Annotated in this window: 19 protein-coding genes and 1 pseudogene; 10 read left to right on the top strand and 10 right to left on the bottom strand. The window is 65.1% G+C overall.

Features of this window, described 5'->3' with window-relative positions:
* Positions 1 to 78: 78 nt before the first annotated feature.
* The 4 genes from ACVIGB_RS50435 to ACVIGB_RS50420 form a co-directional block, all read right to left on the bottom strand.
* The gene (locus ACVIGB_RS50435; protein ID WP_456723615.1) at positions 79 to 906 is read right to left on the bottom strand and encodes an SDR family NAD(P)-dependent oxidoreductase; all 828 of its coding nucleotides are present in this window, start codon (positions 904 to 906) and stop codon (positions 79 to 81) included.
* 191 nt (positions 907 to 1,097) lie between these two features.
* Positions 1,098 to 1,505 carry a MaoC family dehydratase gene (locus tag ACVIGB_RS50430; RefSeq protein ID WP_456723616.1) on the bottom strand — a complete coding sequence of 136 codons (408 nt, stop codon included), beginning with the start codon at positions 1,503 to 1,505 and terminating at the stop codon, positions 1,098 to 1,100.
* Complete coding sequence (locus tag ACVIGB_RS50425) at positions 1,502 to 1,933, bottom strand: MaoC family dehydratase N-terminal domain-containing protein (protein ID WP_456723617.1); 432 nt, start codon at positions 1,931 to 1,933, stop codon at positions 1,502 to 1,504. The genes ACVIGB_RS50430 and ACVIGB_RS50425 overlap by 4 nt, the downstream gene beginning before the upstream one ends.
* A gap of 8 nt (positions 1,934 to 1,941) precedes the next feature.
* Positions 1,942 to 3,126: a lipid-transfer protein gene (locus ACVIGB_RS50420; RefSeq protein WP_456723618.1), complete on the bottom strand. Its 1,185-nt coding sequence runs from the start codon at positions 3,124 to 3,126 to the stop codon at positions 1,942 to 1,944.
* 94 nt (positions 3,127 to 3,220) lie between these two features.
* On the opposite strand from ACVIGB_RS50420, the gene ACVIGB_RS50415 reads away from it, so the two are divergent.
* The 3 genes from ACVIGB_RS50415 (at position 3,221) to ACVIGB_RS50405 (ending at position 6,311) form a co-directional block, all read left to right on the top strand.
* On the top strand, positions 3,221 to 4,045 hold the full coding sequence (locus ACVIGB_RS50415; protein WP_456749362.1) for a TetR/AcrR family transcriptional regulator: 825 nt from the start codon (positions 3,221 to 3,223) through the stop codon (positions 4,043 to 4,045).
* Positions 3,975 to 5,531 (top strand): acyl-CoA synthetase, encoded by a 1,557-nt coding sequence (locus ACVIGB_RS50410; protein WP_456723620.1) that lies wholly within the window; start codon positions 3,975 to 3,977, stop codon positions 5,529 to 5,531. The genes ACVIGB_RS50415 and ACVIGB_RS50410 overlap by 71 nt, the downstream gene beginning before the upstream one ends.
* A 183-nt stretch (positions 5,532 to 5,714) precedes the next feature.
* Positions 5,715 to 6,311 carry a DUF2889 domain-containing protein gene (locus ACVIGB_RS50405; RefSeq protein ID WP_456723621.1) on the top strand — a complete coding sequence of 199 codons (597 nt, stop codon included), beginning with the start codon at positions 5,715 to 5,717 and terminating at the stop codon, positions 6,309 to 6,311.
* Positions 6,312 to 6,341: 30 nt separating this feature from the next.
* Here the strand turns inward: ACVIGB_RS50405 and pdxR are convergent, their stop codons facing one another.
* Positions 6,342 to 7,766, bottom strand: coding sequence for a MocR-like pyridoxine biosynthesis transcription factor PdxR (gene pdxR / locus ACVIGB_RS50400; protein ID WP_456725244.1), 1,425 nt, complete (start codon positions 7,764 to 7,766; stop codon positions 6,342 to 6,344).
* 90 nt (positions 7,767 to 7,856) lie between these two features.
* Between pdxR and ACVIGB_RS50395 the strand changes: the two genes are divergently transcribed.
* From ACVIGB_RS50395 to ACVIGB_RS50375, 5 genes are all read left to right on the top strand, one after another.
* Positions 7,857 to 8,282 (top strand): cupin domain-containing protein, encoded by a 426-nt coding sequence (locus ACVIGB_RS50395; protein ID WP_456723622.1) that lies wholly within the window; start codon positions 7,857 to 7,859, stop codon positions 8,280 to 8,282.
* Between the two features lie 10 nt (positions 8,283 to 8,292).
* Positions 8,293 to 8,754, top strand: coding sequence for a carboxymuconolactone decarboxylase family protein (locus ACVIGB_RS50390; RefSeq protein ID WP_456723623.1), 462 nt, complete (start codon positions 8,293 to 8,295; stop codon positions 8,752 to 8,754).
* 34 nt (positions 8,755 to 8,788) lie between these two features.
* Positions 8,789 to 9,424, top strand: a complete 636-nt coding sequence (locus ACVIGB_RS50385; protein WP_456723624.1) for an HD domain-containing protein — start codon at positions 8,789 to 8,791, stop codon at positions 9,422 to 9,424.
* A gap of 159 nt (positions 9,425 to 9,583) precedes the next feature.
* On the top strand, positions 9,584 to 10,135 hold the full coding sequence (locus ACVIGB_RS50380; RefSeq protein WP_456723625.1) for a GrpB family protein: 552 nt from the start codon (positions 9,584 to 9,586) through the stop codon (positions 10,133 to 10,135).
* A gap of 126 nt (positions 10,136 to 10,261) precedes the next feature.
* Positions 10,262 to 11,179 (top strand): DMT family transporter, encoded by a 918-nt coding sequence (locus ACVIGB_RS50375; RefSeq protein WP_456723626.1) that lies wholly within the window; start codon positions 10,262 to 10,264, stop codon positions 11,177 to 11,179.
* Between the two features lie 61 nt (positions 11,180 to 11,240).
* Here ACVIGB_RS50375 and ACVIGB_RS50370 read toward each other — a convergent pair whose 3' ends face one another.
* On the bottom strand, positions 11,241 to 12,068 hold the full coding sequence (locus ACVIGB_RS50370; RefSeq protein ID WP_456725245.1) for an SDR family NAD(P)-dependent oxidoreductase: 828 nt from the start codon (positions 12,066 to 12,068) through the stop codon (positions 11,241 to 11,243).
* 324 nt (positions 12,069 to 12,392) lie between these two features.
* Between ACVIGB_RS50370 and ACVIGB_RS50365 the strand changes: the two genes are divergently transcribed.
* A complete protein-coding gene (locus tag ACVIGB_RS50365; protein WP_456723627.1) occupies positions 12,393 to 12,686 on the top strand; it encodes a hypothetical protein in 294 nt (97 codons plus the stop codon).
* A gap of 180 nt (positions 12,687 to 12,866) precedes the next feature.
* Positions 12,867 to 13,487 carry a TerC family protein gene (locus ACVIGB_RS50360; RefSeq protein ID WP_456723628.1) on the top strand — a complete coding sequence of 207 codons (621 nt, stop codon included), beginning with the start codon at positions 12,867 to 12,869 and terminating at the stop codon, positions 13,485 to 13,487.
* Positions 13,488 to 13,667: 180 nt separating this feature from the next.
* Here the strand turns inward: ACVIGB_RS50360 and ACVIGB_RS50355 are convergent.
* From ACVIGB_RS50355 to ACVIGB_RS50340, 4 genes and pseudogenes are all read right to left on the bottom strand, one after another.
* A pseudogene (locus ACVIGB_RS50355) lies at positions 13,668 to 14,385 on the bottom strand (RraA family protein).
* Positions 14,386 to 14,631: 246 nt separating this feature from the next.
* On the bottom strand, positions 14,632 to 15,510 hold the full coding sequence (gene pssA / locus ACVIGB_RS50350; protein ID WP_456723630.1) for a CDP-diacylglycerol--serine O-phosphatidyltransferase: 879 nt from the start codon (positions 15,508 to 15,510) through the stop codon (positions 14,632 to 14,634).
* A gap of 79 nt (positions 15,511 to 15,589) precedes the next feature.
* Positions 15,590 to 16,288, bottom strand: a complete 699-nt coding sequence (locus tag ACVIGB_RS50345) for a phosphatidylserine decarboxylase (protein WP_092127222.1) — start codon at positions 16,286 to 16,288, stop codon at positions 15,590 to 15,592.
* A 153-nt stretch (positions 16,289 to 16,441) separates the two neighbouring features.
* Positions 16,442 to 18,430 (bottom strand): ABCB family ABC transporter ATP-binding protein/permease, encoded by a 1,989-nt coding sequence (locus ACVIGB_RS50340; RefSeq protein WP_456723631.1) that lies wholly within the window; start codon positions 18,428 to 18,430, stop codon positions 16,442 to 16,444.
* Between the last annotated feature and the right edge of the window lie 103 nt (positions 18,431 to 18,533).

Here is an 18,533-nt window from a genome sequence, read left to right as displayed (position 1 = left end):
TCTGCCCTCGCTCCGCATTCCTTCTTGACGCGTTTCCTTGACGCGAACCGGTGCCCACTTCGCTTGAAAACGCTCTGATCAAATCAAGAGACCGCCACCGGCGACGATCACCTGACCACTGATGTAGTTCGATTCCGGAGCGCAGAACAGATAGACCGCGTCCGCCGCCTCTTCCGGCGTACCGCCGCGGCCGAGCGGGATCATCCGGCCCATCGCCTCCAGCATCTGCGGCTGGACGCCGACCTTGATGTCGCGGCCGGCGACGTCGATGGTCTTCTGCTGGCTCTCGATCGGCTGGGTCAGGCGGGTGTTGATCAGGCCGAACGCCACGCAATTGACGTTGACCTTGTAGCGGCCCCACTCCTTGCACATCGTGCGCGTCAGCCCGATCAGCGAGGCCTTGGCCGAGGAGTAGCTCGCCTGCCCGGCATTGCCGTAGAGGCCCGCGATCGAGGAGATGTTGACGACTTTGCGGAACACCTCGCGGCCGGCCTCCGCCTCCTTCTTCGCCATCACCCGGATCGGCTCGGACGCCGCGCGCAGGATGCGGAACGGGGCGACCAGATGGACGTCGAGCATGGCCTGGAATTGCTCGTCCGACATCTTCTGGATCGTCGAGTCCCAAGTGTAGCCGGCATTGTTGACGACGATGTCGAGGCCGCCGAATGTTTCGATGGCCGCACCGACGAAACGATCGGCAAAGCCGGTCTCGACGACGCTGCCATTGACCGCGATCGCCTCGCCACCCATGACCTTGATCTCGGCGACGACCGCGTTGCCCGGCTCGGCGTCGAGGTCGTTGACCACGACCTTCGCGCCCTCGCTCGCGAGCTTCAGCGCAATGGCGCGCCCGATGCCGCGGCCGGAGCCTGAGACGAGCGCGACTTTGCCTTGCAGTTTCGACATGGTTCCTCCCTCAAAAAAGTGATCTTCTTTCTTCACCTCTCCCGCTTGCGGGGGAGGTCGCATCGCATCGAAGATGCGATGCGGGTGGGGGCTCTCTCCACGATGTGGCTCGTGGAGAGAGCCCCCACCCCGGCCCTCCCCCGCAAGCGGGAGAGGGAGCCCCAGTACCGCTGCGGTAGCGGCGCGGCCAATCAGAGCGCGATAACCGCTTCCCCCGCGAGCTTGACCTCACCGTTCTGATCCTTCGTGGTCAGCGCGAGTTTTGCCCGCTTCTCACCGCCCTGCTCGATCAGCTCGGTCACTGTGCCTTCGCAGGTCAACGCGGCGCCGAGCTGGGTGATCGCGGCAAAGCGGGTCGAGAACGAGCGGATGCGCGACGGGCTGACCGCGTCGGTCAGCGCCTGGCCGAGATAGCCCATGACAAGCATGCCGTGCGCGAACACGTCCGGAAAGCCGGCCTGCTTGGCGAAGTCGATATCGACATGGATCGGATTGTGATCGCCGGAGGCCCCGCAATACAGCGCGAGGCGATGCCGGGTGATCGGCGGAAATTCCTTGTGGACGATGCGGTCGCCGACCGACGGGATGCTGCTGCTCATGACGGCCTCGCATTGCGCACCACGATGGTGCGCGAGGTATCGGCGACATGCACGCCGGCCTGGTTGGTGACCGCGGTCTCGACCACGATCAGCGTCATCGCCCCGCCCTTCTTCTCGGTCACGCTGGTAACACGCGGCCGGAACGTCAGGGTGTCGCCGATGACAACGGGCGCGTGATAGTCGAAGCGCTGCTCGCCATGCAGCACGCGGGCGAGATCGATGCCGAGCGCGGTCAGGAACTCGAACGCATCAGGCGCATCCATCATCTCCAGACAAAACAAATAGGTCGGCGGCACCGGCGCCGCTGCCCCATCACGATAGACCGCACTGGTCTCGCCGAGCGTGTCGAGGAAGAAGCGCAGGCGCCCCGGCTCGACGCGCGCGGTCACCGGCGTAAACGTACGCCCGACAGCGGATTGATCGACCATGGGCTGCCTCAGGCGCGTTCGTAGAGCGTCACGACGCAGGCGCCGCCGAGGCCGAGATTGTGCTGCAGCCCGAGCCGCGCGCCCTCCACTTGCGTCGCCGCTGCCGTGCCGCGCAGCTGCCGCGTCAGCTCGTAGCACTGCGCAAGCCCGGTGGCGCCGAGCGGATGGCCCTTCGACAGCAGGCCGCCGGACGGGTTGGTGACGATCCTGCCGCCGTAGGTATTGTCGCCGTCATCGATGAATTTCGCGGCCTCGCCCTCGCCGCACAGGCCGAGCCCTTCATAGGTGATCAGCTCATTATGGGCGAAGCAATCGTGCAGCTCGACGACGTCGAGATCATCAGGTCCGATACCGGCCGCCTCATAGACCTTCTTCGCGGCATCGCGCGCCATGTCGTAGCCGACCACCTGCATCATGTCTGATGCACCGAAGGTCGAGGGCGTGTCGGTCGTCATCGCCTGTGCCGCGATGCGGACGCTCTTGTTGAGACCGTGCTGGTCGGCGAATTTCTCCGAGACCAGGATCGCGGCGGCGCCGCCGCAGGTCGGCGGGCATGCCATCAGCCGCGTCATCACGCCGGGCCAGATCACCTGGTCGTTCATCACGTCGTCGGCGGTGACCTCCTTGCGGAACAGCGCCAGCGGATTGTTCTTGGCATGGCGGCTCGCCTTGGCGCGCACTTTTGCAAACGCGGAGAGCGGCGTGCCGTACTTCTTCATGTGGCTGAGGCCGGCGCCGCCGAAATAGCGCAGCGCCAGCGGCACGCCGGGGGCATCGACCAGCTTGTCGGCGGCCGCATCGAAATCGTCGAACGCGCTGGGGCGATCGGTGAAAACAGCGCCGAGTGCGCCGGGCTTCATCTGCTCGAAGCCGAGCGCCATCACGCAATCGGCCGCGCCCGATTCAATCGCCTGCCGCGCCAGGAACAGCGCGGTGGAGCCGGTCGAGCAGTTGTTGTTGACGTTGACGATCGGGATGCCGGTCATGCCGACCGGATAGAGCGCGCGCTGGCCGCAGGTGGAGTCGCCGTAGACATAGCCGACATAGGCCTGCTGCACACGGCCGTAATCGAGGCCGGCGTCGGCGAGCGCGAGCTTCGCGGCTTCGGCGCCCATCACATGATACGGCGCGTTCGCGCCGGGCTTGACGAACGGGATCATGCCGACCCCGGCAACATAGGTGCGTGACGTCATCGCGTGTCCTCCCGGAAATTACCCACTGGACTATTTATTACCCATGGGTAATATACGGGCACCCTTCCGGAGTCAATGCGACAACAGCCACGCGATGGACGCCCGCTTCCCCGTTTCCAACACCGAGTCGCCCTGGCTGCCGTTCGAGAGCCGGCGCCGCGCCCGCGACGAGAAACGCGAAGCCGTGCTGCGCGCCGCCGTGCAGCTGTTCCTCGAACAGGGCTATCACCGCGCCACGCTGAACGACGTCGCCAAGCGGCTCAACATCACCAAGCCCGCGCTCTATAATTATTTCCGCGGCAAGGACGAGATCCTGTTCGAGTGCTGGTCGATCGGCCATGAGCTGGTCGACGACTGCATTGCCGAGACCTCGGCCGGCAGCGGCAGCGGCCTCGACAAGCTGCGCAAGCTCACCATCCGCTACGCCGAGCTGATGACGACGGACTACGGCAAGAGCCTGGTCCGCTTCGATCTCCGCGATCTCAGCGAGCATAACCGCAAGATCGTGCAGACCGCGAAGCGGCGGATCGACCGTGCCTTCCGCGACTATATCGCTGCTGGCGTCGAGGATGGTTCGGTGAAACCCTGCGACCCGAAGCTCGCGGCGTTCGCCATCGCCGGTTCGCTGAACTGGATCGGCCACTGGTTCCAGCCCGGCGGTGAGCTAACCGGACACGCCGTCGCCGAGGAATTCGCGATCCGCCTCACCGAAGGCATCGCCAAAACAACAACGCAAATGACATCAACGCGCGAGACAACAACGCGCAAAGCAGCCGTTCCGGCTGCAGAGAAGGCGGACAAACCGCCTCGCAAGGGAAACGTGGGAAACGCATCAGGGGAGGACGGGAGTGAACATCACACACGGGCTGCGGCGGGCGCTGCAGGTCAATCCAAACGGGCTCGCGGTCGTCTGCGGTGAGCGGCGGCGCAGCTGGCGCGAGGTCGGCACCCGCGTCGCCCGCCTCGCCGGCGCGATTCGCTCGCTTGGCGCCGGCAACGGCGACCGCGTCGCGATCCTGTCGCTGAACTCCGACCGCTATCTCGAGCTGTACCTCGCGGCCGGCTGGGCCGGCGCCGTGATCGTACCGCTCAACATCCGCTGGTCTCCGATCGAGAACGAGGACGCACTGCGCGACTGCCGCGCAACGATCCTGTTCGTCGACAAGGTGTTCGCGCCGGTCGGCGTGGCGCTGGCGAACGCCATCCCCGGATTGAAGCTGGTCTATGCCGACGAAGGCGAGACGCCCGCCGGCATGGAGAATTACGAGACGCTGATCGCGCGCAGCGATCCTATACCGGACGCGATGCACACCCGCGACGATCTCGCCGGTATCTTCTACACCGGCGGCACCACCGGCCGCTCCAAGGGCGTGATGCTGAGCCACGGCAACCTGATGGCCAATGCGCTGAACGCGCTCGGCGAAGGCCTGTGGCCGGCGAGCACGATCTACCTGCATGCGGCGCCGATGTTCCACCTCGCCAACGGCGCAGCGATGTATTCGGTGCTGCTGTCGGGTGGCTCCAACGTCGTGATCCAAGGCTTTACGCCCGACGGAGTTGCGGCCGCCGTGCAAAAGGAGCGCATTACCGACGTGCTGCTGGTGCCGACCATGATCCAGATGTTCGTCGATCACCCGACGCTCGGCAACTACGACCTGTCGTCGCTCAAGCGGATCTCCTACGGCGCCTCCGTCATCAGCGACGCCGTGCTGATGCGCGCCATGAAGGCGCTGCCGCATGTCGAGTTCACCCAGGCCTATGGCATGACCGAGCTGTCGCCGATCGCGACGTTGCTGCACTGGAAGGAGCATATCGGCGACGGCCGCGCCAAGGGACGGCATCGCGGCGCCGGCCGCGCCACGCTCGGCGCCGAGGTCAAGATCGTCGATGCGGAAGACAAGGTCGTGCCGACGGGCACCGTCGGCGAGATCGCGGTGCGCGGCGATATGGTGATGATGGGCTATTGGGAGCGTCCGGAGGAAACCGCGCGCGCCGTGATCGACGGCTGGATGCACACCGGCGACGGCGGCTACATGGACGAGGACGGCTTCGTTTACGTCGTCGACCGCGTCAAGGACATGATCATCTCCGGCGGCGAGAACGTCTATTCGGCCGAGGTCGAGAACGCGCTGGCCCAGCATCCGGCGGTGGCGCAATGCGCCGTGATCGGCATCCCGAGCGAGCGCTGGGGCGAGCAGGTCCACGCCGTCGTGGTGATGAAGAGCGGCGCCAGCGCCACGCCGGAAGAGCTGATGGAGCACTGCAAGACGATGATCGCCGGCTACAAATGCCCGCGCAGCGTCGACATCACCGCGACCCCGCTGCCGCTCTCCGGGGCCGGCAAGATCCTGAAGCGCGAGCTGCGCAAGCCGTACTGGGAAAACCGCGAGCGGCGCGTCAGCTAATCGCAAGAACCGTAGGGCGGGTTTAGCCGAAGGCGTAACCCGCCATCCTGGCCGCGTGCGAGACGGCGGGTTACGCTTCGCTAACCCGCCCTACGCTTTGCATGGGGCCGCGCAGACAGCGGCCGTTGACATCCGAACACACGACCGATTGGATCAATTCGAGATTCAATCCAGCGAGTTCCGATGTCCGCACCTGATACCAACGCCGACGGCAAGCCTCGCCGCCTGATGCACCGCCGCTCCGTCGAATGTCTCGGTTATTTCCGTGACGACGGGCTGTGGGAAGTCGAGGCGCGACTGGTCGATACCAAACCCTATGCGCGGCACGACAAGCATCGCGGCCTGCAGCAGCCCGACGATCCCGTGCATGACATCAGGCTGCGGCTCGCGGTCGACGACAGTTTCACGATCCGCGAGACCGGCACAACGATGGCCTCGACGCCCTACCCGTCCTGCCTCGACGTCGAAGGCATTCTGCAGCGCCTGGTCGGCGAACGCATCGGCAAGGGCTGGCGCGAGCTGGTCCGCCGCAAGATCGGCAGGCTGGAGACCTGCACCCATCTCGCCGAGCTGCTGGGTCCTGCGGTGACGACGCTGTTCCAGACCGCGACCTCCGGCAAGGACCCGCAGGGCCGCGGCGCGCTCGATCACCAGCAGGGCGCCACCGAACCGCCGTTCTTCGTCGGCGGCTGCTATTCGTGGCGGCTGGATGGTCCCGTCGTGGCCGAGACATTTCCGCAGTTCGCGAAAAAGCCAGTCGAGGTGAAGCAGGGTTCATGAGAGTTGTTTGGCTTCGGCGGGCACACAGGTTTACCCCGGCGCGTCTGGGGCGAGCCCATCAATGATGCTGAAGAGCCGGTCGCAGGAAGCCTCAATTGTCTTTTGCGGAGATGTGGCGATGCCGAGCAGCAGACCGGATCGCACTGACGCCTTGGACGCATACCAGAGCGACAGAGGCGTAGGCGCCAGCCCGAACGATGCCATCGCCCTGGCGATCGAGAGGTCGGAGTTCCCGTCCGGCAGGCGCAGGATTGCGGCCAGTCCACCGATCGTCACGTTGTTGGTCCGGGCTCGCAGGCATTTGAGCAACGCGTCGGCTTGCGCTGCATAGACCCGCTTGGTGCGGCGAAGGTGCCGCAGATAGTGGCCGTCCCGCACGAACTCGGCGGTCGCGAGTTGCACAGCGGGCCCGGGCGCCGGCGCAAGACACGCCGCAGCTTCGGCAAACCGCGGCGCCAGAGATGGCGGCGCAACGACGAAGCCCAACCGCAAAGCGGGGGTCAAGGTCTTGCTGAACGATCCGATGTGAATGACACGCCCGGCACGATCGAGCGAGGCGAGCGCCGGCGTGGCCCTACCCTTCAACTGAAGCTCGCTCAGATAGTCATCCTCGATCACCCACACCCGCTCCTGCGCGGCCCAGTCGAGCAGGCGCGAGCGTCTGGCAAGCGAGAGCGTGGAGCCGAGCGGTGCCTGTTGTCCGGGAGTTACCACCACCAGTGCGGCGTCAGAGGCGTGTTTCAGGCCGTAACTGATGTCGATGCCGTCAGCATCAATCGGGATCGGTGCAATCGACAACCCTGCAACCTCGAGACCGTGCCGGGTAAAAGGAAAGCCCGGATCCTCCATCCAGACTTTCTTCTGTTCGAGGCCGAGAACACGGAGTGTCAGCCCAAGGCCGCTGCTGAAACCTCCTGTGATGAAGACCTGGGAGGCCGTGCACGCGATCCCGCGCGCCAGCGCAAGGTACGCCGCGATCTCGCGCCGCAATTCCAATTCGCCACGCGGATCCGGGTATAGGGCCGGCGCGCTCATTCCTGCGCGAACCGCCTGCGTGTGGATCCTCGAGAACAATTTGGCCGGAAATGTCGCCTGCGCCGGTACGCCCATCTGGAAAATGGCGGGCCCCGCAGTGAGCTCCTGGTACATCTCCATGAACGAGCCGGGGTCGGGCGCCTCTTCCTGTACAATTGTGCGGGAAGAAGGCCGATCCGCGACATGCGTTCCGGTCGCGCGTGACGCGACGATCAGCTGCGCAGAGGAAAGCCTCTCATAGGCAGCGCGCACGGTGCCTCGCGCAACGCCAAGGTGAGCCGCGAGGTCCTGCCAGGAGGGCAGACGCGCGCCGGGGGCGAGCACGCCGCTCTCGATAGCGGCGCCGATTCCTCTGCGAATCTGCTCCGCCAGCGGTGTCTTCGCGGATCGATCCAGTTCCAGTCGCAAGGGCCCGACCATAGCCCCTTGGTACACGATTTTTGCCGGTTCTTGGTTCTTTTTTATGGACTAGAGCGGAGGCACCTATGGGCGGAAAGGAGAGCACCGACTATGCAAATACCCTCCATCCTCGCCGCCTGTGCCGCCCTCGCCATCGCCGCGGCAACGCCTGCCTTCGCCGATGAAACGGGCCAGACGGTCACGCCGACCTTCCAGCAGCCGATCACCAACATTCCAGGCAAGTCGCTGATCGCTGTCGTCGTCGACTATGCGCCGGGCGCAGCGTCGCCTCCGCATGTCCACGCCAAGTCGGCTTTCATCTTCGGCTACGTGTTGTCTGGCGAAATTGAATCGCAGGTCAATGACGGACCGACGCGAGTCTATCGCACCGGCGAAAGCTTCTACGAGACGCCGGGTTCCCGCCATCCCGTCAGCCGCAATGCCAGCAAGACCACGCCCGCAAAGCTGCTTGCCGTGTTCGTCGTCGACACCGACGACAAGCAACTGACCACTCCCGTCAATCAGAACGATCGTTAAGGACCCCATCATGAGCATGCGTCTCGATTACAACAGCATTGCGCCGGCCGGCGTCAAGGCCCTGGGCGGAGTCTACGGCTATGTCTTGCAGGGCAACCTGCCTGCCAGGCTGATCACTCTCGTCTATCTGCGCGTATCGCAGATCAACAACTGCGCCTATTGCCTCGACATGCACACGCGCGACCTGCTGAAGAGCGGGGTGAAGATCGAAAAACTGGCGCTGCTGCAGGCATGGGCGGAAGCGGGCGATCTCTTCGACGAACGCGAACGTGCTGCCCTCGCCTGGGCCGAAACGGTGACCCGCGTCGCCAATACCGGCGTGCCGGATCAGGCTTACGAGGCTGCCCGCGCGGTCTTCGATGAACGCGAGCTCGTCGACCTGACCATCGCGATTAGCCTGATGAATGCCTACAACCGCATGGCCATCAGCTTTCGGAACACCCCGCAAGCTGCGATGCGAATGGCGGCTTGATCATGATCGAAGATGTGCAGAGAGGAGCCTGCAAATGACCGAGATTTCCGGCGTCAAGATTCCCGATAGCAAGCTGGCGCGGGAAGCAGCCGAGCTGGTGCGTCAGTACGAGAACGAGATGTTGTTCAACCATTCGGTTCGCGTCTATGTGTTCGGCGCCATGAAGGGAATCCGCCAGAAGCTGAAATTCGATTCCGAACTGCTCTATGTTGCGGCACTGTTCCACGATCTCGGCCTGGTCGATCACTATCACACCGAGACGAAACGGTTTGAGGTCGACGGTGCCGACGCTGCGCGCGAATTTCTCCGCGCGCGCGGCATTGCGGAACCAGAGGCCGATCTGGTGTGGGAAGCGATTGCGCTCCACACCACCCCCGGCATTCCACAATACATGCGACCGGAAATCGCGCTCACGAACGCAGGCGTTTTGGTCGATGTGGTGGGCGTTGGATATGACGACTACACGCCAGAGCAACGCCAGCAGGTGATCGCCGCATTTCCGCGCGGTGATTTCAAGAACGAGTTTCTTGAGATACAGACTTGCTCGGCCTTGAAGAAGCCCCAGACCACGTTCGGAACCGTCAATTTCGACTACATCGAAGATCGCGATCCGACATTCCGGAAACCGAATGCATGTGTTCGCATCCGCAACACTCCCTGGCAAAGCTGAGCTCTCTCGAGCCACCTGGATCAAGACCCCGCCTAAGCTGACATTCCCAGCGACGCGTGGATGTCGCCTCCTGATCCAGATGCCCGGCACGATAACCCGGTCGTGACGCCTCGGCCGCAGCCCGCGTGATACTCTGCGAAGGGCAATCAGGAGGTGAGCGTGGAGAAATACGGCGCCGGGCCGATCGTCGTCTCCGACTATGATCCCGAGTGGCTCGCCTTGTTCGTGCAGGAGCGCATGCGGATCGAGACGGCTCTCGGCGCGTTCGCCTCGGCCATCGAGCATGTCGGCAGCACGGCCGTTCCAGGTCTCCCGTCGAAGCCCATCATCGACCTGCTGGTCGGCGTGCGCAGCCTTGATGAGGCCGGGCAACGTTGCGTCAAGCCGCTCGAGGCGCTCGGCTACATCTACATGCCGGACTACGCGTCGTGGATCCCCGGCGAGCTGTTCTTCCGCAAGGGACCTCCGGGTCCGTGGACCCACCATCTGCATATGATGGAGCCGTCCCATCCGCGTTGGGAAGCACGCCTGGTGTTTCGCGATTATCTGCGCTCGCACCGCGAGGCGGCCCGCGCCTACGCCGACATCAAGCGGGCCCTCGCCGCCTCCTCAAAAGACGACATCGAAGCCTATCGAACCGGCAAGGATGCATTCGTCCAGGAGAACATGGCCAAGGCACGTGCATGGCGCGCCGCGGCACGAGACCAATAGCACAAGCGGACCGCGGCAAGCCTGCACGTTCGTCGCTAAAGAAGAACTTCGCAATCGGCCGCTGCGCCAAGCAGCCCTGCATCGCGATGGGTTGATCCGTCCTGCGCGCTAACGTAGTCGTCCGGCATGAACAAACATGCGGCCCGCCCCAAGACGGCGGCCCTTCCCGACAAGAAAGCCATTCTGCTCGGGGTCGCATGCGGTCTCGGCGCGGCGCTTTGCTGGGCTCTCGGCTTCGTGGCGACCCGGCACGGCCTGAAGGTCGGGTTCACACCTGTGGACCTCTTGATGCATCGCTTCCTGTGGTCGGGCATCGTGTTCATCCCGCTCGTTGTGCGCGCAGGCCTGAAAGACCTCTGCGGCATCGGATGGGGCCGCGGCATGGCGCTGATGATGCTGGGCGGGCCGGTGATGTCGCTCATCAGCTATGCCGGCTTCGTGTTCGTGCCCCTCGGGCATGGCAGCGTGATCCAGCCTTCTTGCGCAACGCTGGGCGGACTGTTTCTCGCGGTCGTCCTGCTGAAGGAACAGATCTCGTTCTCCCGGGTCGCCGGCGCCGTCGTCATCGTGGTCGGGCTTGCGGTGATCGGGAGCGAGTCGATCGGCCATATGGGATTGAGCGCCGTGATGGGCGATCTGATCTTTGTCACGACCGGATTGATGTTTGCAGGCTTCGCCACGCTGGTACGCTATTGGCGCGTGTCCGCGTTCTCGGTGGCGACCGTCATCAGCGTGCTATCGCTCTCGCTGTTTCCACTGTATGCCGCCTCGGGCGGGCTCGCGCGCGATGCGGCCATCGGCCTGCACGAGAATGCGCTGCAAGCCGTCGCCCAGGGCATCCTGGCCGGGCCCGCAGCCATGTATTTGTTCGCGCTGTCGATCCAGCGGCTCGGCGTAGCCCGCGCCGCCGTATTTCCTGCGACCGTGCCGGTGCTCACCTTGCTGCTGGGATGGCTGCTGATTGGCGAGCCGCCGACCACGCTGCAGGCGGCCGGATTGGTTACGGTATTGGCCGGGTTCTACCTCGCGCAACGACAGAGCTAGTCTAGACGGTTTCCGGACCCGCCGACGGCCTTCGCCCAGCGGGCGCCGGCCGCGCGCCGCGTCAGGAAATCCGCAGCCCGGTGAGCGCAAGGCTCAACGCCTTTAGCTGCTTGCGCGCCTCGGCGTCATAGGCCTGGGCATGGGCGCGCGCCTCGCGCTTGCCGTCGAAGAACAGCCCGCTCCTGCCCGCGACGTCGTCATCCTGGACCAGCCGCAGGATGGCGTCGCCGCCCTGCTCGACGGTCGAGATCGGCGTCGCGCCGCTGGCGCGCACCATCGTGGTGTTCATGTAGGTCGCCGGGTGCAGCGAATTGACGGTCACGCCGGAGCCTTCGAGCTCCGCGGCGAGGTCGATGGTGAACATGATCTGCGACAGCTTGCTCTGCGCATAGGCGCGGGCGCCGCTATAATTCTTCGTGATCATCACGTCGCCGAAATCGATCGGGTGCTGGCCGAGCGAGGCGACATTGACGATGCGCGCCGGCGTGCTGGCCTTGAGCCGCGGCAGCAAGAGATGCGCGAGCAGGAAGCCGGCGAGATAGTTCACCGCAAAGCGCAGCTCATGGCCGTCCTTGCTGGTCTGCCGCGCCGGCCCGTCGTTCTGCGAGCCGATGCCGGCATTGCTGACCAGAACGTCGAGGCGCTCCTGGTCGTCGAGCACCAGCTGGGCGAACTCGCGGACCTCGGCAAGCGAGGACAGATCGGCCTGATAGAACATCGGCTCGCGGCCGGAGACCCGCTTGATCTCGTCGGCCAGGGTCTGCGCCCGCTTGGTGTCGCGGCCATGGATCAGGACCCTGGCGCCGGCGGCGGCCAGCTTCATCGCAACGTAGCGGCCGACGCCATCGGTGGAACCGGTGATCAGCACGGTCTTGCCTGCCATATTCATGGACATCGCCCTTCGCTCGTTCGCCCAGCGCTGCGACTAAAGATAAATGCACAGCCTGGACTTTGCCATGGCATGCCGCAGCGCGATCAACCCCAAAACGGCGCCGAAATGGCCGCCCACGGCCCTCGTCCGTGGCCCCAAGTGTACAGTCTGTCGCGCGGCTTGCGGTCGCGCGGCGCCGCGCCGCGCCTCAACGTGAACACATTCTGATATCGTCGGGATGAACGACAAGGCCAGGATCGGCAAGGGTCGGCACGAATCGGAATGTCCTCGACCATTCCAGACAGGTTCTCGCGGAAGGCTCCCTCGCTGGAGCCGTTCGGCATGCTCCCGTTATTCGCGGTGCTGACCGCGCTGCCGATCATCCTGACCGTTCGTCTGGTTGAGCCCGCACTCGTGCTGCCCGCGCTCAGCCTGGTGTTGTTCGCGGAGGCAGCCATTGCCGCGCTTGCGGCGCGCGTGATCCACATGCGTGCAAGCGTGGCGAACCTCACGCTGTGGGATTTTGCCGGCGCATTCACCTTCATGGGGTGCGCGGCGGCGATCCTCGGCGAGCCGGATCAGGCAGCGCTGTTCTTCGAGGAACAGGCGGCGCTGCGTCCGGTGTCACGACCGTAAATCCCAGGCCGGGCCCCTCTGGCAGCCACAAGCTGCGATGTCGGACTGGAACTCAGTTGGAGTGGCCCTGCTTCGACCCGCGACGCGGACACGCGCCGCGGCGGATTTGCCGTCTACATGACGGCGACATCCCGTTTCGTCGAAACGGTCCACTCCCCGACCTCAAGGGGAGCATTGCTCATGTCCGAACTGTTTTCACTCGACGCCCTCAGCGCGTTGCTGCAAGTAGTCGTCATCGACCTCGTGCTGGCCGGCGACAACGCCGTCGTGATCGGCCTTGCCGCGTCAGGCCTGCCGGCGACGCAACGCGGCAAGGCGATCCTGATCGGCATCGCTGCTGCGACGCTGCTGCGCATCCTGTTCGCCCTGCTCACCACGCAATTGATGCAGATCGTCGGCCTGCTGCTGGCCGGCGGCATCCTGCTGCTATGGGTGTGCTGGAAGATGTGGCGCGAGCTGCGCGCCACCGCGCATGAGACGACGGCCGAGCATGCCGCCGATGGCGCGGAGGGACAACGCAAGACGCTGTGGCAGGCCACGACCCAGATCATCGTTGCCGACGTCTCGATGTCGCTCGACAACGTGCTGGCGGTCGCCGGTGCGGCACGCGAGCAGCCGATCGTGCTGGTGTTCGGCCTTGCGCTCTCGATCGCGATGATGGGCGCGGCCGCCACCTTCATCGCAAAGCTGCTGCAGAACCACCGCTGGATCGCCTATGTCGGCCTCGCCGTGATCCTCTACGTCGCCGTCGACATGACCATTCGCGGGGCATCCGAGATCGCGAAGGTCGCGCCGGCTTGACGGCGGGCTCGTTGCACCTCTCCCGCTTGCGGGGGAGGTCGGAACGCATCGTCAGATGCGTTCCGGGTGGGGGCTCTCTCCACGATATGACTCGGGGAGAGAGCCCCCACCCCAGCCCTCCCCCGCAAGCGGGAGAGGGAGCGCAGTTCTGTCGCGGTGGCCGATCGATCTCATCCAGCGTCAGTGGATTTCCGCCGAGCGCTTCAGCGCGTCCTTCAGCTTCTCGAGCGTGAAGTCCTTGCTGCGCGCGATATCGAGGATCGGGGTCTCGCGGCGGCCGCAGAGTTCGGCGGCCTCGGGCAGCTTCGCCGCGATCTCGTAGGGGATCACGATCGCGCCGTGGCTGTCGGCGTGGATCAGATCGTCGGAGCGCACCGTCATCCCGGCGACGCGGACTTCGCCGCCAAAACTCTCGGCATGTACCCAGGCGTGCGACGGGCCGATCGAGCCGGCCAGCGCCTGGAAGCCCGGCGCCCATTGCGGGATGTCGCGGATCGAGCCGTCGGTGATGACGCCGAGACAACCGAGCGCCTTGTGCACGGCGCTCTGCACCTCGCCCCAGAACGCGCCGTAGCCGACGTCGGGACCGTCGATGTCCTGGATCACCGAGATGCGCGGACCGAAACCGGTGCCGACATATTCATAATATTCGATGCGGCGCTTCGACTGCTCCTCGGGCCGACAGCCCGGACTTCAGCACCGAGCGGATCGCGACCGTGCGCGCGTAACCGACGATCGGCGGCAAGGTCGGGAACGGGCAGACCAGCGGCTTGACGGTGTAGCCGATCAGACGGCGCTCCGGCGCGACGACCTCCATCGCGTTGCAGATCGTCGGCGTGTCGTAGCGCGCCAACGCCTCGAGGACGGACGCAGGCAGCGGGGCGGAAGCGGATGTCACGGCGTTTCTCTCCTGATTTTTGGCGTTCGCTGGGCCGTCCCAGCCTATAGCCGAGATCGCAGGCGAACCCAACCGAGGCACGCTCATGGCTGATATTTGGAGAAGAGGACGGAAGTGAACTCTACCACCGTCACCCTGAGGTGGCCGCTTCTTCAGCGGCCCTCGAAGGGTCGACGGCCCGACTGGTGGTCGTGCATCCTTCGAGACGCGCTGCGCGCTCCTCAGGATGATGGATTACACAGAGCCTCAGTGCAGATGCGTCGGACGATCGTCGTTGTCAGCATCCGCGACCGGCGCCGCATAGGGAGCCGCAGCCGATGCCGGCGCCGGCGCGCTTGCGCCTTGCGTCTGCACCGCAAGCTGGCGCTCCTGGTCGCGATAGGACTTCCAGCCCCAGGGCAGGCTGATCAAATAGGCGACCGAACCCGCCGACAGGATGTGCCAGGGATAGCCGATCAGCAGCGCGACGAAGAACACCACCGAGACGAACACCGGCAGCACCATCTCCGGCGGCACGCGCATCTTCACGGTCTTGCCGGAGAACACCGGCAGCCGCGACACCATCAGGAAGGCAATCAAGAGCGTGTAGAACGCCGTCAGCGTCGCCGGCGGCATCGGCACGCCGAGGAAGGCGAGATAGATCGGCAGCAGCACGGTGATCGCACCGGCCGGCGCCGGCACACCCGTGAAGTAATTGGCGGCGAAGGCCGGCTTGTTCGGGTCGTCGATCGAGGCGTTGAAGCGCGCCAGCCGCAGGCCGCCGGAGATCGCGAACACCATCGCGGCGATCCAGCCGCCATTGTTCAATTCATGCAGCTGCCAGAAATACAGGATCAGGCCCGGCGCAACGCCAAAATTGACGAAGTCGGCGAGGCTATCGAGCTCGGCGCCGAATTTCGACTGGCCCTTGATCATGCGGGCGACGCGGCCGTCGATGCCGTCGAGGATCGCGGCGAACACGATGGCGGCGACCGCAAGCTCCATCCGCCCTTCCGTCGACAGCCGGATCGCGGTCAGGCCGGCGCAGATCGCCAGCAGCGTGATCATGTTGGGCACGAGCATCCGCACCGGGATCGGGCGGAACCGGCGGCGGCGAGACTCGGTGGAGTTGGGATCAAAGGGCATCATGGTCTTGCAATATAGCAAGCAAGGCCCGGCTCCGCCATTGGCGCCGGAACCGCCTGATCGGCCTGCCGAAACAGAGTTAATCGGCGCGGTAGGTGCGGCCCGGGTCGGCGTTGCGGAAATCCGCCAGAATCGTCTCGCCGGCAACCGCGGTCTGCCCCTCGGAGACCAGCGCCTTGGTGCCCTCGGGCAGGTAGACGTCGAGCCGCGAGCCGAAGCGGATCAGCCCGAAACGCTCGCCGGCGCCGATCGACTGGCCTTCCTTGACGAAGCAGACGATCCGGCGCGCCACGAGACCGGCGATCTGGACCACGCCGATGCGTCCATTGGCGCCCGAGATCACCAGCGAGTTGCGCTCATTGTCCTCGCTCGCCTTGTCGAGTTCGGCATTGATGAAGGCGCCCGGCCGGTAGGCGATGCGGTCGATGCGGCCGGCCACCGGGCTGCGGTTCACGTGGCAGTTGAATACGCTCATGAACACCGAGACCCGCGGCAGCGGCTTGTCGCCGAGGCCGAGCTCGGCCGGCGGCAGCGCCTGCACCACCATGGAGACGCGGCCATCGGCCGGCGACACCACGATGCCGTCGCGCAGCGGCGTCACGCGCACGGGATCGCGGAAGAACAGCGCGCACCAGACCGTGAGCAGCGTCCCGATCCAGCCCAGCGGGGTCCAGATCCAGAACAGGATCAGGCTCGCCAGAGCGAAGCCACCGATGAACGGATAGCCCTCGGGGTGGATCGGCGGGATCTGCGCGCGGATGGAATTGGCGATCGACATCAGAGCTCGCTTGCGTTTCCCCGCCCCGTTTGGCGGGAGAGGCCTAAAGCGCGATGAGATGGGGTCGAAGCGTCATCGCGCTTTAGTTCATTGTTTAAGCATGATCTTTTCGGAAAACCGCTTCGCACTTTTCCGGATCATGCCCTAAATCGACTATTCCGCGGCAGTCGGCAAGGGTTTCTCACCCGCGTCAGGGGTGGAATCATCAGACGTATCGGTGACCACGGGCGGCAGGCGATTCGGCGCGCTGCCATCGTCATCGACCTGGGCGAGCCGTTCGCGGGCCTCCTCGGCCTCGCGCTGCCGGTTCCACATGCTGGCGTAGAGGCCGCCCGAGGCCAAAAGCCGCGCATGGGTGCCGCGCTCGGCGATCCGGCCCTGGTCCAGCACGATGATCTCGTCGGCGCCGACGATGGTCGACAGCCGGTGCGCGATCACCAGCGAGGTGCGGTTGCGCGAGACCCGCTCCAGCGCGCCCTGGATCTCGTGCTCGGTGTGGCTGTCGAGCGCCGAGGTCGCCTCGTCGAGCACCAGGATCGGCGGCGCCTTCAAGACGGTGCGCGCGATCGCGACGCGCTGCTTCTCGCCGCCGGAGAGCTTCAAGCCGCGCTCGCCGACCTGCGTCTCGTAACCCTGCGGCGACATCCGGATGAAGCCGTCGATCTGCGCCAGCCGCGCCGCCTCCTCCACCTCGTCATCGCCGGCATCCCAGCGGCCATAGCGGATGTTGTAGCGGATGGTGTCGTTGAACAGCACGGTGTCCTGCGGCACCATGCCGATCGCCGACCGCAGCGAGGCCTGCGTCACATTCTTGATGTCCTGGCCGTCGATCAGGATGCGGCCGCTCGAGACATCGTAGAGCCGGAACAGGAGCCGCGAGATCGTCGACTTGCCGGCGCCGGAGGGACCGACGATCGCGACCGTCTTGCCGGCCGGCACCTCGAAGCTCAGGCCTTTCAGGATCTGGCGGTCGGGCTCATAGGCGAATCGGACATCCTCGAAACGCACGCTGCCTGTGGACACCACGAGCGGCTTGGCGCCCGGCACGTCCTTCACCTCGGGATCGCGTGCCAGCACGTCGAACATCTTCTCGATGTCGATGATCGCCTGCTTGATCTCGCGATACACCATGCCCATGAAGTTCAGCGGCTGGTACAGCTGGATCATCATCGAGTTGATCAGCACGAAATCGCCGACGGTGTGGGTGCCGTTGCGGATGCCGAACGCGCACATCAGCATGGTCGCGGTCAGCCCCGCGGTGAAGATGATCGCCTGCCCGGTGTTGAGCACGGCGAGCGAGGTGTAGGTCTTCACGCTCGCCTGCTCGTAGCGCTCCATCGAGCGGTCGTAGCGCCTGGCCTCGCGCTCCTCGGCGCCGAAATACTTCACCGTCTCGTAGTTGAGCAGCGAGTCGATCGCCTTGGTGTTCGCCTCGGTGTCGGAATCGTTCATCTTGCGGCGGATCTCAATCCGCCACTCGGTCGCAATGTAGGTGTAGTACATGAACACGACGACCGTGATCAGCACCGCGAGCACATAGCGCCAGTCGAACTGCCAGAGCAGCACTCCCGCCAGCAGCGTGACCTCGACGATGGTCGGGATCAGCTGCAGGATCACCATCCGCACGATGGTCTCGATGCCGGAGCGGCCGCGCTCCAGCACGCGGGTCAGGCCGCCGGTCTTGCGCTCGAGATGGAAGCGCAGCGACAGCTCGTGCATGTGCACGAAGGTGATGTAGGCGAGCCGCCGCACCGCATGCATCGCGACGCGGGCGAAGATGCCGTCGCGCCACTGCGTCAGCACCGCCATGATGATGCGCACCGCGCCGTAGCTGATCGTCATCAGCACCGGCGAGGCGATCAGCCAGACCATCCAGTTCGAGGTCGCGACCGGCGCCGAACCCGTGCCGTTCAGCGCATCGATCGCCCATTTGAAGGTGAACGGAACCGACAGCGTCGCGAGCTTGGCGAACAGCAGCAGCACCACCGACCAGATCACGCGCATCTTCAAATCGGCGCGATCGCCGGGCCAGATATAGGGCCAGAGATGAACGAGAGTGCCGAGCAGCGTCCCCCTCTCGGCGGCCGGGGTGGTGGCCGTGGGCTGATCGGCCGCGGTCACAGTCTGTTGCGGCGGCACCATCAGAAGCCCGCTCGCGACGTCATGGCGCGGCGGTCCGCGGCCACATCTTTTCCACGATTTGCCATTGTGCCCGTCATATAGATCGTTTCAACGTGGCGTACAG

It is taken from the genome of Bradyrhizobium sp. USDA 4341, from assembly GCF_054063755.1.
Note: the sequence above shows the minus strand (reverse complement) of the source record. Positions and strands in the feature narration are given on the sequence as shown.

Excerpts from the sequence above, each read along its gene's own strand:
- ACVIGB_RS50435 (WP_456723615.1), bottom strand. The coding sequence starts at position 906 with ATGTCGAAACTGCAAGGCAAAGTCGCGCTCGTCTCAGGCTCCGGCCGC.
- ACVIGB_RS50430 (WP_456723616.1), bottom strand. The coding sequence starts at position 1,505 with ATGAGCAGCAGCATCCCGTCGGTCGGCGACCGCATCGTCCACAAGGAA.
- ACVIGB_RS50425 (WP_456723617.1), bottom strand. The coding sequence starts at position 1,933 with ATGGTCGATCAATCCGCTGTCGGGCGTACGTTTACGCCGGTGACCGCG.
- ACVIGB_RS50420 (WP_456723618.1), bottom strand. The coding sequence starts at position 3,126 with ATGACGTCACGCACCTATGTTGCCGGGGTCGGCATGATCCCGTTCGTC.
- ACVIGB_RS50415 (WP_456749362.1), top strand. The coding sequence starts at position 3,221 with ATGGACGCCCGCTTCCCCGTTTCCAACACCGAGTCGCCCTGGCTGCCG.
- ACVIGB_RS50405 (WP_456723621.1), top strand. The coding sequence starts at position 5,715 with ATGTCCGCACCTGATACCAACGCCGACGGCAAGCCTCGCCGCCTGATG.
- pdxR (WP_456725244.1), bottom strand. The coding sequence starts at position 7,766 with ATGGTCGGGCCCTTGCGACTGGAACTGGATCGATCCGCGAAGACACCG.
- ACVIGB_RS50395 (WP_456723622.1), top strand. The coding sequence starts at position 7,857 with ATGCAAATACCCTCCATCCTCGCCGCCTGTGCCGCCCTCGCCATCGCC.
- ACVIGB_RS50390 (WP_456723623.1), top strand. The coding sequence starts at position 8,293 with ATGAGCATGCGTCTCGATTACAACAGCATTGCGCCGGCCGGCGTCAAG.
- ACVIGB_RS50385 (WP_456723624.1), top strand. The coding sequence starts at position 8,789 with ATGACCGAGATTTCCGGCGTCAAGATTCCCGATAGCAAGCTGGCGCGG.
- ACVIGB_RS50375 (WP_456723626.1), top strand. The coding sequence starts at position 10,262 with ATGAACAAACATGCGGCCCGCCCCAAGACGGCGGCCCTTCCCGACAAG.
- ACVIGB_RS50370 (WP_456725245.1), bottom strand. The coding sequence starts at position 12,068 with ATGAATATGGCAGGCAAGACCGTGCTGATCACCGGTTCCACCGATGGC.
- ACVIGB_RS50365 (WP_456723627.1), top strand. The coding sequence starts at position 12,393 with ATGCTCCCGTTATTCGCGGTGCTGACCGCGCTGCCGATCATCCTGACC.
- ACVIGB_RS50360 (WP_456723628.1), top strand. The coding sequence starts at position 12,867 with ATGTCCGAACTGTTTTCACTCGACGCCCTCAGCGCGTTGCTGCAAGTA.
- pssA (WP_456723630.1), bottom strand. The coding sequence starts at position 15,510 with ATGCCCTTTGATCCCAACTCCACCGAGTCTCGCCGCCGCCGGTTCCGC.
- ACVIGB_RS50345 (WP_092127222.1), bottom strand. The coding sequence starts at position 16,288 with ATGTCGATCGCCAATTCCATCCGCGCGCAGATCCCGCCGATCCACCCC.
- ACVIGB_RS50340 (WP_456723631.1), bottom strand. The coding sequence starts at position 18,430 with ATGGTGCCGCCGCAACAGACTGTGACCGCGGCCGATCAGCCCACGGCC.